At 67.8% G+C, this 12,825-nt stretch carries 10 protein-coding genes, 1 tRNA gene and 1 pseudogene; 9 read left to right on the top strand and 3 right to left on the bottom strand.

Annotated elements, in window-relative coordinates; translation table 11 throughout:
* Window positions 1-2,015, bottom strand: a 2,015-nt coding sequence (locus D620_RS14730; RefSeq protein ID WP_033376274.1) for a hypothetical protein, incomplete at its 3' end; no start/stop codon positions are given.
* Between the two features lie 248 nt (window positions 2,016-2,263).
* Between D620_RS14730 and infA the strand changes: the two genes are divergently transcribed.
* The 7 genes from infA (at window position 2,264) to D620_RS0105465 (ending at window position 8,402) form a co-directional block, all read left to right on the top strand.
* The gene (infA, locus tag D620_RS0105495; protein WP_007163491.1) at window positions 2,264-2,509 is read left to right on the top strand and encodes a translation initiation factor IF-1; all 246 of its coding nucleotides are present in this window, start codon (window positions 2,264-2,266) and stop codon (window positions 2,507-2,509) included.
* Window positions 2,510-2,527: 18 nt separating this feature from the next.
* Entirely contained in the window at window positions 2,528-3,100 is a 573-nt protein-coding gene (locus D620_RS0105490; protein ID WP_026091977.1) for a Maf family protein, read from the top strand.
* 132 nt (window positions 3,101-3,232) lie between these two features.
* On the top strand, window positions 3,233-4,207 hold the full coding sequence (locus D620_RS0105485; RefSeq protein WP_017664790.1) for a ribonuclease E/G: 975 nt from the start codon (window positions 3,233-3,235) through the stop codon (window positions 4,205-4,207).
* Entirely contained in the window at window positions 4,204-4,389 is a 186-nt protein-coding gene (locus D620_RS0105480) for a DNA gyrase inhibitor YacG (RefSeq protein WP_017664789.1), read from the top strand. Before D620_RS0105485 ends, D620_RS0105480 begins: the two co-directional genes overlap by 4 nt.
* A gap of 130 nt (window positions 4,390-4,519) precedes the next feature.
* Window positions 4,520-4,594 (top strand) — tRNA-Phe (locus D620_RS0105475).
* A 23-nt stretch (window positions 4,595-4,617) separates the two neighbouring features.
* Window positions 4,618-5,421, top strand: coding sequence for a phosphoribosylaminoimidazolesuccinocarboxamide synthase (gene purC / locus D620_RS0105470; RefSeq protein ID WP_017664788.1), 804 nt, complete (start codon window positions 4,618-4,620; stop codon window positions 5,419-5,421).
* A 53-nt stretch (window positions 5,422-5,474) separates the two neighbouring features.
* A complete protein-coding gene (locus D620_RS0105465; RefSeq protein ID WP_017664787.1) occupies window positions 5,475-8,402 on the top strand; it encodes a M16 family metallopeptidase in 2,928 nt (975 codons plus the stop codon).
* 77 nt (window positions 8,403-8,479) lie between these two features.
* Here D620_RS0105465 and D620_RS0105460 read toward each other — a convergent pair whose 3' ends face one another.
* On the bottom strand, window positions 8,480-10,723 hold the full coding sequence (locus D620_RS0105460; RefSeq protein ID WP_017664786.1) for a TonB-dependent receptor: 2,244 nt from the start codon (window positions 10,721-10,723) through the stop codon (window positions 8,480-8,482).
* A 337-nt stretch (window positions 10,724-11,060) separates the two neighbouring features.
* Between D620_RS0105460 and purS the strand changes: the two genes are divergently transcribed.
* On the top strand, window positions 11,061-11,306 hold the full coding sequence (gene purS, locus D620_RS0105455; protein ID WP_017664785.1) for a phosphoribosylformylglycinamidine synthase subunit PurS: 246 nt from the start codon (window positions 11,061-11,063) through the stop codon (window positions 11,304-11,306).
* Complete coding sequence (purQ, locus tag D620_RS0105450; RefSeq protein WP_017664784.1) at window positions 11,306-11,995, top strand: phosphoribosylformylglycinamidine synthase subunit PurQ; 690 nt, start codon at window positions 11,306-11,308, stop codon at window positions 11,993-11,995. The genes purS and purQ overlap by 1 nt, the downstream gene beginning before the upstream one ends.
* A 9-nt stretch (window positions 11,996-12,004) precedes the next feature.
* On the opposite strand, the pseudogene D620_RS0105445 reads toward purQ, so the two are convergent.
* Window positions 12,005-12,763, bottom strand: a pseudogene (locus D620_RS0105445) (putative bifunctional diguanylate cyclase/phosphodiesterase); the annotation flags it as partial.
* Window positions 12,764-12,825 lie beyond the last annotated feature (62 nt).

Genomic DNA, 12,825 nt, shown 5'->3' with positions numbered 1-12,825 from the left:
CCGCCCCCGCCCCCGCCGAAGCGACCGCCCCCACCCGGACCACCAAAGCCGCCGCCGCCGCCCTCGCCTGCACCGATGCTGCCATTGGTCGAGAAAGTGAACTGGATGCGGTCGGCCTTGGTCTCGGCAAAGCTCACCGAGCGCCGGTCGACCCGCACCACCCGGCCGTTCGCATCGCGCGTCACGCGGCCGGGGAAGGCCGCCTCGGTCTCGGCGGTGATCTGCGGGAAGCTGCTCACCACGTCGTCCGAACGGTTGAGCACGTAATCGACCGTCAGGCGCGAGCCCTCCCAGAAGGGCAGCTCCCAGTTGGCCGAGAACTTCCAGTCGCGCTGGGTTTCGGGCGGGAGCGCGGGATTGCCGCCGGTCACCACCTCGGCCAGCACCGTCTCGCCGCGTACGAAATCGAACACCGGGACGTTGAAGTTGGTGACCTGCGGATCGCCCAGCGCGGAGAGCGAGGGGGCGACTTCGCGCCAGATGTAGGTGGCCGACAGGTCGAGGCCGTCAACCGGCTTCCACGTCACCCCCGCGTTCCAGTCCCCCAGCATGCCGAAATCGCTGAGGTCCTCGACCCCCGCTTGCAGGTTGAGCGTGAAATCGCCGAGCGCATCGAGGAATTCCTCGCGGGTGCTGGTCAGCGGCACGACGAGGTTGGTGCCGGTCGAAAGGCGGCGGCGGGTCAGCTCGGCGCCGCTTGCCGAGCGCGTGTCGCTGCTTTCGATCCGGCGCCAGTCGAGGCCGAGGTCGAAGGTCGCCAGCACCTCGCCCGCAGGCAGTCCGGCGAGCGGGCCTTCGAGCGTCGCCTGGCTTTCGGTGGTGATCGTCCGGCGCTGCGCGATGTCGAAGCCGTTGGCGGCGTCGGTCGGTAGCGGGCCGGTGATCGCCAGCGTGCCGGCGCGCGCGGCGGCGCGGAACACCTCGAGCTGGTCGGAGCGCAGCCGCCGGTCGATCTCGGTCTCGGTCTCGCTGAACGATCCGTCGAAGGTGGTGGTCAGGCGGAAGGCGCCGACCGGCTGGTTGATCGATCCGGCCGCCGAGAACGTGTCGCTGCTGGTGCGGCGGGCAAGCGGGGTGTCGGCGCCGAAGGTGCGCAGCGCAGCCGTGCCGGTGGGCGAGGTCAGCGTGACGGTATTGAGCCCGTCGAGGCTGCGGCTCTCGCTGCGCGAATAGTTGGCATTGGCGCTGAGCGAGGTGCCGCTGTCGATGAGCGCCTTGGCCCAGGACACGTTCGCCTCGAGCCCGAAGGTATCGGCCAGGAGGCTGCGGAACGCGGCCTGGTCGGGATCGCCCGCCACCGGCGACTGCGAACCGGCGGTCTGGGGAACATCGCGCTCGGCCTCGGTCAGGAGCGTCGTATCCTCGATCTGCACGCTGGCATTGATGCGCCCCCCGTCGGCGATCTTGAGGATGCCGAGGCGTTCCTCGTTGCGGGTATAACCCCCGCGCGAGGGTGCCTCGAACTCGAAGTCGGCCTGGCGGTTAGAGTAATTGTCCTTGAGGATCAGGTTGATGACCCGGCGATCAGGCGGAAAGCCGAAGCGCTGGGCGACTTCCTCGGGGAACACCTCGACCTTGGCGAGCGCTTCGGGCGGGTAGTTGGCGAATTCGCGGAAGGAACCGATGCGGATGCCGTTGACGAGGATCACCGGCTGCCCGCCGCCCCCGCGCCCGCGCGCCGAGCCGGTGCGCGCGCTGATCTGGGCGATGAGCTCGGTGATCGAGGTGACGCCCTCGGCGGCAATCGCGGTCTCGTCGAGCTGGAGCAGCGGAGCCTGGTCGACGAACAGCTGCCCGCGAACGCGCCCGGCACTGACGATGATCTCGCCCACCGGCGCGCCTGCATCGCTCGCGCTGGCAGGTTCCTCTTCCTGCTCGCCTGGCTGGGTGGCAGGCTCGGGCTGGGGTTGGGCCGTCAACGTGGCATCGGCGGCAGCCAGCGGCAAGGCCAGCGCAAGGCCAAGGGCACAGGTGCCGGCGCGCAAGGACGCGCGGGAAAGCGGGGAGAGGTTCATGAGGTCCCTTCGGTTACAACACTTTGCGTCACGGGGCAGCGGGGCGGCCTTTACCGCTCCCGCAAGACGACGCGGTTACGCGCAAAGCCGGCCCGGGGATGCGCGCCATTCCCCGAACCGGACCAGCATGCCCGAACCGCAATCCTCGCCCTAACGCACGAGCCTTCCCTTTTGGTTCCCGCATCGCTAAGGCGCAGCCTCGCATCGACCGGCGCATTGTGCGCCGCAACGAAAATCAAAGGGAATACATGGCCAAGGAAGAACTCCTCGAAATGCGCGGGCGCGTGGTTGAATTGCTGCCCAATGCGATGTTCCGGGTGGAGCTTGAAAACGGCCATGAAGTGCTCGGCCACACCGCAGGCAAGATGCGCAAGAACCGCATTCGCGTGCTGGTGGGCGATGAAGTGCTGTGCGAGCTGACGCCTTACGATCTCACCAAGGCGCGCATCACCTACCGCTTCATGCCGGGTCGCGGCGGCCCCGGCCCGCAGTAAGACCGGCGGGCCCGCAGCATGGGCTCTCTCCATCTGACATTGGCCTCGGCCTCGCCCCGGCGGCGCGAGCTGCTCGCGCGGCTCGGCCTCGCGCCCGACGCGGTGACCCCCGCCGACATCGACGAGACCCCCGGCAAGCTCGAACTCCCCCGCGCCTATGCCCTGCGCATGGGCCGCGAGAAGGCGCTGGCCGTGGACGCGCCCGGCTTCGTTCTGGCGGGCGACACGGTAGTCGCTGTCGGTCGGCGCATCCTCCCCAAGACCGAAACCGAAGGCGAAGCGCGCGCCTGTCTCGACCTGTTGAGCGGGCGGCGCCATCAGGTGCTCTCGAGCGTGGTGCTGCGCGCGCCCGACGGCACCCTGCGCGAAAGGCTTGACGAGACGGTGGTGTGCTTCAAGCGCCTCAGCGCCGAGGAGATCGCCGCCTATCTTGCGGGCGGGGAATGGAAGGGTAAAGCCGGCGGCTATGCCATTCAGGGCGCGGCGGAGGGCCTGATCGCCTGGATCAGGGGCAGCCATTCGGGGGTGATGGGCCTGCCGCTCTATCACACGCGGGCGCTGCTCAAGGCGGCGGGTTTTGCGATTGGGTAGCCTGACTGGGCGTGTGGGTCTTTCCCATCCCCGACCCCTCCCGCAAGCGGGAGGGGAGTTTCAGCGCCAGCCTGTCACCCTCCCGCCTGCGGGAAGAGTCAGGGGTGGGCCCGAGCGCAGCGAGGCTCGCGCATGACCTGGCTGATCGAGGAAGGCATAGCCGAAACCCGCGCCCTGCTGGTCGACGGCGAGCAGGTGCTGGCCGCCAAAGTCATGTGGCCGGGCGAACTCGCCGCAGGTGCCCGCACCACCGGCAAGCTCACCGTCAAGTTCAGGGGCACCCGCCGCGGCGTCGCGCTGCTCGGCAACGGCACCGAGGCGCTGGTCGATCACCTGCCGCCTCAGATCACCGAGGGTCACAGTCTGGACCTTGTCATCACCCGCGCCCCGATCGCAGAGCGCGGACGGTTGAAACGGGCGCAGGCACGCGCGGCCCCGGGCAACGGAATCCCGGCGGATGCGCTCTCCCCCGGCCCCACCTGGCCCGCGCGACGGACCTTGCGGCGGTTCCCGGCAGGCCTGTGGGAAGAAGTCTGGCACAGTGCCTCGGCGGCCAGCCTTGCCTTTCCGGGCGGCGAGATCCTTGTCAGCGTCACTCCGGCGATGACCGTCATCGACATCGACGGGATCGGCGCGCCGCGGGATGTGGCGCTCGCCGCCGTGCCGGCCATCGCCCGGGCGCTGGCGTGGTTCGACCTTGGCGGGAATATCGGGATCGACTTCCCCACGCTCCAGACCAGGGAGGATCGCCGCGCGGTCGATGCGGCGCTCGATGCCGCGCTCGCCCACTGGCCGCACCAGCGCACGGCGATGAACGGCTTCGGCTTCGTCCAGCTGGTCGCACGGCTCGAAGGGCCATCGCTGCTCCACCGATTCGCAACCGCAAGGATCGGCATGGCCGCTCGCATGGCACTGCGGCGCGCGGAACTGGCGGCGGATGAAGGCGCGGGCCGCGTGCTCGAGCTGCGGGTGCACCCCGCGCTCAAGGCCAAGCTGAAAGCGCCGTGGCTTGATGAACTGGCCCGCCGCACGGGGCGCGCGGTGCGGATCACCGCCGACCCCGGCCTTGCACTCGAAGCCCCCAGCGCCCAGATCCTGTCAGCATGACCACCAAGCCCAAACCCTGCCCGATCTGCCGCAAGGCCCGGGTCGAGGCCTTCCACCCGTTCTGTTCGCAGCGCTGCCGCGACCGCGATCTGGCACGCTGGTTCTCCGACAGCTACGCCGTTCCCGGCCCGCCCGCCGACCCCGAGGAACTGGCGCAGGAAAGCTGGCGCGAGCAGGATTGAGACGCGCATCGCAATCATGCGCGCTTGTGCACAAAACCCCCTTGCCAACCCCTGCGGCCTTCGCCATAGGGCCGCTCTCATTTGCTCGCCGGGGCAGCCGAATGGCACCTCCCCGTCGCTCGCAGCGAATGCCCGGGTAGCTCAGGGGTAGAGCAGCGGATTGAAAATCCGCGTGTCGGTGGTTCAAATCCGCCCCCGGGCACCATTCGCTGAAAAGGGAAACTGACGATGTCCCGCCGCACCAAGCTTTACGAAGGCAAGGCCAAGATCCTCTACGAGGGCCCCGAGCCGGGCACGCTGATCCAGTATTTCAAGGACGATGCGACCGCCTTCAATGCCGAGAAGAAGGGCACGATCAACGGCAAGGGCGTGATCAACAACCGCATCAGCGAACACGTCTTCACCCGCCTCGGGCACATCGGCATCCCCACCCACTTCATCCGCCGCCTCAACATGCGCGAGCAGCTGATCCGGCAGGTCGACATCATCCCGCTTGAAGTGGTGCTGCGCAACGTCGCGGCAGGTTCCATCAGCAAGCGGCTCGGCATCCCCGAAGGCGAGCCGCTGCCGCACACGCTGATCGAATATTACTACAAGGACGATGCGCTGGGCGATCCGCTGGTCGCCGAAGAGCACATCGCCTGCTTCAACTGGGCCTCGAACGAGGAGATGCACGACATCTCCTCGATGGCGATCCGCATCAACGATTTCCTGTGCGGCATGTTCGCCGCGATCGATATCCGGCTTGTCGATTTCAAGCTCGAGTTCGGGCGGCTTTACGATGGCGATTACAGCCGCGTGATCCTCGCCGACGAGATCAGCCCCGATGGCTGCCGGTTGTGGGACATGGCGACCGGCGAAAAGCTCGACAAGGACCGCTTCCGCCGCGACCTCGGCGGCGAGGAGGAGGCCTACCGCGAAGTCGCGCGGCGGCTTGGCCTGCTCAACGAGGAAGACAATGGCCCGGGTGAGGTGTTCGACCTTTCCCACGCCCGCTCGCGCCTGCGCGGCCCCCCTCCATTGAAGAAGTAGCGCCGCTGAAGAAAGTGGCTGACAGGCCGCTTGCGGCCGCTACTCTCGCGGGGATGACCCTGCCCCCCGAGAGCCGCCTGAAATCCGCGGCGAAATTGCCGGTTGCGGCAAGCCTGCTGCTGGCGCTTTGCCCGCTGGCTCTGGCCACCTCGCTCGCCGCGCAGGATGCGCCCTCGCCCGCCGGGACTGTGGTCGGGGCCGAGGCGCCCGCCCCCGTCTGGGCATTCGAGCAAAGCGACATCCCGGTCGATCCGGGCTATGTCTTCGGGCGGCTTGCCAACGGCATGCGCTACGTCATCCGCCAGAACGCGACCCCCGCCAGCACCGCGCTGGTGCGGATGCGGATCGGATCGGGCGCGCTGGCCGAGACCGACAGCGAACGCGGCCTCTCGCACTTCCTCGAACACATGGCCTTCAACGGCTCCAGAGGCATTCCCGAAGGCGAGATGATCAAGCTGCTCGAGCGCGAGGGGCTGGCCTTCGGCGCGGACACCAATGCCTCGACCGGCTTCGAGACCATCACCTACATGCTCAACCTCCCGCGCAATGACGAGGCGCTGCTGGGCACCGCGCTGATGCTGATGCGCGAGACCGCGAGCGAGCTCACGATCGCCGAGGATGCCGTGGTGCGCGAGCGCGGCGTGGTGCTGGCCGAAAGGCGCGACCGGGCGGGCTACAGCTTGCGCAATTACGAGGACAACGTCGCCTTCCTCGCTCCGCAGGCCCTCTATGGCCGCCGTCTGCCGATCGGCACGGCCGAAGTGCTCGAAAGCGCCACGGCCGCGCAACTGCGCGCGCTCTATGGACGCACCTATACCCCGGCCAACACCGTGCTGGTGGTGGTGGGCGATTATCCCGCGCCCGTGGTCGAAGCCGCGATCCGCGCCCGCTTTGCCGACTGGGCACCCGCCGCCCCTGCCCCTGCCGCGCCCGAGGCGGGGCCGATCGACGTGGCGGCAAAGGCCGGGACCGACATCCACCTCGACCCGGCGCTCCCCGAAAGCGTCACCATCAGCCGCCTTGCCGCGTGGCGCGACGAGCCCGACAGCATCGCGGGCCGCCGCCGCGATCTGCTGCGCTCCATCGGCTATGGCATCGTCAATCGCCGCCTCGCGCGGCTGGCGCGCGGGAGCAATGCGCCGTTTCGTCAGGCGAACTACGGCACGGGCGACATTTTCGAGGCCGCGCGCATCACCAGCCTCTCCATCAGCAGTGCCGATGGCGAGTGGAAAAAGGGCGTCCTCGCCGCGACGCAAGAGGTCAACCAGGCGCTGGCCTACGGCTTCACCCGCGCCGAACTGGACGAACAGCTCGCCAATATCCGCACCGCGCTGGACAACGCGGTCAAGGCGGCGGACACCCGCGGCAATGCGGTCTTTGCAGGCGCGGCACTGGCTCTCACAACCGACGAGCGCGTGCCCACCACCCCCGCATGGACGCTCGCCATGTTCGAGGCCGCGGCTCCCGAAATCACCCCCGGGACCGTGTGGCAGGCGCTGCGCGATGACGCGGCCCCGCTTGCCGAACCGCTGATCCGCTTCGAGGGCCGCAACCGGCCCGAAGGCGGCGAGGCCGGCCTCAGGGCGGCTTTCGACGAAGGCATGGCGCTGGCGATCGCGGCGCCGGTCGACAACGGGCCGCTTGCCTTCGGCTATTCGGACTTCGGTCCAGCCGGCACGGTCGTGTCCGACACCCTCGAGCCGCTGCTCGGCTTTCGCCAGATCCGCTTTGCCAACGGGGTGCGCCTGACGCTCCGCAGGACCGATGTGCGCAAGGACCGCATCGCCTTTGCGCTGGCGGTGGACGGAGGCGACCTGATGAACCCGCGCGAGGCGCCGCTGGCGACCTATCTTGCCGGATCGCTCGCCGCAGGCGGGCTCGGCAAGCACAGCCAGGACGAACTGGCGAGCGTGCTGGCCGGGCGCAGCGTCAGCTTCAACCTCGATGTCAGCACCGATGCTTTTACGACCTCGGCCACCACCACGCCGCGCGATCTGGCGCTGCAATTGCAGGTGCTGGCCGCCACGCTGACCGACCCGGGATACCGCCCGGAAGGGGTGGAGCGGTTCCGCAAGAACATCGACAACTTCTTCAACACACTCGACAGCACGCCTTCTCGCGCGCTGGGAGCGGCAAGCGGCCGGATCCTGTCCGACAATGACCCGCGCTTCACCCTTCAGCCGAGGGAAGCTTTTTTCGCGCTCGATTACGCGCAGCTCGAGACGGTGATCGGCGACCGGCTGGCGCACGGCGCGATCGAGATCGCGCTGGTCGGCGATCTTGACGAAGACGCCGCCATCGCCGCGGTCGCCGCAACGCTGGGCGCGCTGCCACAGCGCGAGGCGGACTTCAATCCGCGCCTCCAGAACCGCACCCGCAGTTTCACCGCAGCGCGCGGCGAACACATCCTCTCCCACAGGGGCGAGCCCGATCAGGCGCTGCTCCAATGGGTCTGGCCGACCACCGACGACCGCGATGCGGTAGAGGACCAGCGGCTCGAATTGCTTGGCTGGATCATGCGGCTCGAACTGACCGACCGGCTGCGCGAGAAGCTGGGGCAGGCCTATTCGCCCTCGGCCAGCTCCAACACCAGCCACTTCTACCCCGGCTACGGCACCTTCGTGGTCAGCGCCTCGGTGGCGGCCGACCAGACCGGGGCGACCCGCGAGGCGGTCGAGGCGCTGATCGCGGACCTGCGCGCGGGGCCGCTCGATGCCGATGTGATCGAACGCGCGCGCAAGCCGGCGCTCGAGAATTACCGCAACCTCCTCAAAGACCTCGGCGGATGGCTGTCGCTGGGCGCGCGGGCCCAGCGCGATCCGCAGCAGATCGAACGCTTCATGGCCGCGCCTGCGGTGATCGGGGCGATCACGCCCGAAGACATTCACATGGCCGCGCTGCGCTATCTCGCACCCGAAGGCGCGGTGCGCTTCGTGGTCGTGCCCGAAGCGGCGGCGGAAGGTATCCGGGCCGCGCCATAGGCAAAGAAAAAGCCGGCAGGTCGCCCCCTGCCGGCTTTCCCCTTTGGTTCACCTTCCTCTCGGAGGAAGGCCCTCCCTCAGTACTTGAAGCTCACCATCGCGCCGATGACGCGCGGCTCGTTCACAAAAGCGGTGTTGTTGTTGAAGTCGACCACGCCGAGCACGTTGTCTTCATCGGTGATGTTGCGCGCGAAGGCGGCGACTTCCCACTGGCCGTCATTGCCCGCATAGCCGACCTTCAGACCGCCTTCGAAGCGGCTGCCGGCGTTGAACTCGCGGCTTTGGTAAAGCAGGAAGTTGGTCTCGCCGAGGTAGACCCAGTCGGTGAAGATGTAGAATTCACCCGAATTGCCCACCGGGATGCCATAGCGCGCCGTCAGATCGCCGCTCCACTCGGGGGCGTTGGGGAAGGGGTTGCCGTCGATGAAAGCGCGGCGGGTGCCCGAAACCACGCGGGTCGGATCGGTCACGGTGCACTGTGCGCAGATGCCGACCGCCAGGTTCGCGTCCTGGATCTCGGTGCTGTTGTAGGCAACGCCGAGCGTGACGAGGAAGCGCGGGGTGATCTGGAACGCGCTGTCGAGCTCGACGCCGTAGCCTTCGCCCTTGTTGGCGTTGATCAGCTGCACGAGGTTGCCCGCGCCGCCCACGGCGGTGAACTGCGGGTCTTCGACGGTGTAGTAATAGACCGCACCGTTCAGACGCACCCGGCGATCGGCGAACTCGCTCTTGAAGCCGGCTTCATAGGAGGTGATGTTCTCCGACTGCGCGACCGAGGGCGCGCTGAAGAAGGCGACGTCACGGCCCTGGATGGTCGGCCCGCGGAACGAGTTGGCGACCTTGGCATAGACGCTGGCGTCGTCCGAGACATCGGCGAAGAGGCTGATGTCCCAGTCGAACTGCTGGTCACCGACACTGCGCGGCTGCGGCGCGGCGCCCGATACGACCACGAAGTCCTTCTGGTCGTCGGTGTAGCGGATGCCGCCGGTGGCGCGCAGGGTGTCGGTCAGCTGGTAGGTCAACTGGCCGAACAGCGCCCAGGCGTCGTTGGTGTGGTTGACGGTGACCGGCGGCGGGAAGGTGAAGCCGACGGTGGTGACGTCGAAATCGCTCGAGAAGTAGAAGCCGCCGATCTGCCAGCTGAGCGGGCCGTCCGTGGTCGAGGCGAGGCGGACTTCCTGCGTGAACTGCTCGAGATCGATCGAGTCCTGCGTGTCCGAAGGGAACGGGATGAAGCCCGGCCCCATCACCGGCAGGAACGAAGCGCCGAAACCGCCGTCGATGTCGCCGCGGCTCGAACCCTCGCTCGTCCAGTAGCTGGTGATCGAGGTCAGGGTCATGCCGTCGAATTCGTAGGCGCCGGTCAGCGTCAGGCCGACCTGCTCGTAATCGGCAAGGTTGCCGCCGCCGGCGTCGTAGAACACCGTGTTGCGGTCATAGTTGTCGTTGAGCTTGTTGGTGTTGTTCGGCTGCGCGGTGGTGCGGCCGAGCACGTTGGCGCGAAAGAAGGTCGAGGAACCATCGAGGTTGCGGTAATTGACCGCGGCAAGGATGCTCGAACGCTCGGTCGGGGTGAACAGCAACTGGCCGCGCACCGCGAAGTCGTTGTAGCCGCCCAGCGCATTGTCGTCGCCGGTGAAGCCGTTGTCGATCCAGTCGGCACGGTGCTGGAGCTGCGCGGCGATGCGGACCGCGATCTTGTCCTCGACCAGCGAGCCGCCGACGGCGCCGTTCACCGAAATGGTGTCGTAGCTGCCGTAGGACAGCGAGCCCGAAGCCGAGAAATCGTGGCTGGGCTTGATGCTGGTGACTTTGACCGCGCCTGCGGGCGTGTTGCGGCCGAACAGCGTGCCCTGCGGCCCGCGCAGCACTTCGACGCGCTCGATATCGAAGACCGGGAAGCTCTTGAGCGTGACGTTTTCGAGCACCACGTCATCAAGCAGCACCGAGACGGGCTGCGAGGCGGCAAGGTCGAAATCGGTGTTGCCGAGGCCGCGGATGTAGAAGCGCGGGGCGACGCGGCCGTTCGAGCTTTCGACGTTGAGGCCCGGTGCGGTGCCGGCCAGCGCGGTGATGTCGGCTGCGGCGCTGAACACGGCGCCGATGCGCTCCTGGTCGAGGATATCGGCCGAAACCGCGACGTCCTGGAGGTTTTCCTCGCGGCGGTTGGCGGTGACGATAATGGTGGCGAGCTGGCCCTCATCCTCGGCCGAAGCGCCGTCCTGCGCGGCGGCGGGTGCGGCAAAGCCGATGGCGGCGGCAGCAGCAAGGACGGTCGAGCCGGTCCAGGCAGCACGGATTGCGGAGAAGCGGTGAGACATCGGAAAACCCCCTTGGCTTTGGCCTTTGGTATGGTCGGATGGTGCGTAGGTGCGGGCCGCCCGTGGCATTTCTCGCCGATTCGCGCGAGACAGCCACACTGCAAATGTTGCGCGAAAGCGACGCTTTGCGGGCTTTCTTTGGACAGTTGTTGCAAGAGGGTTACAATCACCGCCCCTGAATGACCGAAATGTGACATTTGCGCGTCAATCCGTCGGCGCCGCCCCGCATGTTGAGAAGCGCCATTACCGCGATTGCACCCGAGGCGCAGGGCGCTATAGCGGCCCCGCATACCGGCGCGACCCAAGCCGCCCGCCGGCAAGAACGGAGCATCAGGCCATGCAAGTGCGCGTCCTCGTCAGACTGAAGCCCGGCGTGCTCGATCCGCAGGGCCGCGCCGTGCACCACGCGCTTGAGGGTCTGGGCTTTGCAGGCGTCGGGGATGTCCGCATCGGCCGGCTGATCGAACTCGATGTGGCCGACGGCACCGACGAGGCGACGATCCGCCAGATGTGCGAGAAGCTGCTCGCCAACACGGTGATCGAAAGCTTCACGATTGAAGGCTTGGGCGAAGGCGCGAACTGATGGCGTTCCGAGCAGCAGTCATCACCTTCCCCGGCTCCAACTGCGACCGGGACATGGCCTCGGCGATCGCGGCGGTCGCCGGCGCGCCCGCGATCCGCGTGTGGCACGGCGATGCCGAACTGCCGGACCGGCTCGACCTCATCACCCTGCCGGGCGGCTTTTCCTATGGCGATTACCTGCGTTCGGGCGCGATGGCGGCGACCAGCCCGATCATGCGCGCGGTTGTCGCAGCGGCACAGCGCGGCGTGCCGGTGCTGGGCGTGTGCAACGGCTTCCAGGTGCTCACCGAAGCGCGGCTGCTCCCGGGCGCGCTGCTGCGCAATGCCGGGCAGCGCTTCATGTGTCGCACTGTCGCGCTGACGGTCGGGAATGCCGCCTCGCCGTTTACTGCAGGCTACCGCGCGGGCGAGCCGATCCGCATCCCCGTCGCCCACCATGACGGCAATTATTACGCCGATGCGGAAACGCTCGACATGCTCGAAGGCGAAGGGCGCGTGGCGTTCCGCTATGCCGAAGCGTGCAACGGATCGGCGCGCGACATTGCCGGGGTGCTCTCCGCCAATGGCCGGGTGCTGGGCATGATGCCGCACCCCGAACGCGCGATCGAGCCTGCGGCGGTTCCGGCGCTGGGCGGTGCGGACGGGCGGCGCCTGTTCGAAAGCGCGCTGGCGAGCTTCGCTGCCGCCTGACGCGGGGGGCTATGCGCGCCGTTCGCGCGCGACCCCGAACAGGCTCGTCGCATCGGCGGCAGTCATCGGCCGGCCGAAATAGAACCCCTGGATCTTGTCGCAGCCGAGGTTGCGGATCAGTTCGGCTTCCTCGCCGGTCTCGACGCCCTCGGCGGTCGTGGTCATTTGCAGGCTCTTGGCCATCGCCACCACCGCATTGATGATCGCGAGGCTCTCGGCGCTCCCCTGCGCCGCACCCTGGACGAAGGTGCGATCGACCTTGATGGTCGAGAACTTGAGCTTGCGCAGATACCCGAGCGAGGAATAGCCCGTCCCGAAGTCGTCGAGCGCGACCGAACAGCCGAGCGCCATGACCTGTTCGAGCGCATTGCGGGCCACGCTCGCATCGCGCAGGAAGATGCTTTCGGTCACTTCCACCTCGAGCCGTTCGGGCCGCAGGCCGGTTGCCGCTAGCGCCTGCACCACCTCGGCATGGAAGCCGGGCTCAAGCAGCTGTTCGGGAGAGACGTTGACGTTGACCTTGACATGTTCGGGCCAGTTGCGCGCCTCTTCGCAGGCCTTGCGCATCACCCAGCGGCCGATCGGCACGATCAGGCGGGTGTCCTCGGCGAGCGGGATGAACTTGCCCGGGCTGACGAAGCCGTGGTCTTCGGAATTCCAGCGCACCAGCGCCTCGAAGCTGACCACCTGTTCGGTGTGGGCATCGACGACCGGCTGGTAGTGCAGCACCATCTCGTCCTTGCCGAGCGCCTTGCGCAGCGCGACCTGTCAATCGGCGTTCAATCGGGCCCCCCTATCGGCACGCAAAAGGGACCCCCTTGTTGAGATGG

Source organism: Porphyrobacter sp. AAP82 (assembly GCF_000331285.1).
Lineage (GTDB): Bacteria > Pseudomonadota > Alphaproteobacteria > Sphingomonadales > Sphingomonadaceae > Erythrobacter.
Note: the sequence above shows the minus strand (reverse complement) of the source record. Positions and strands in the feature narration are given on the sequence as shown.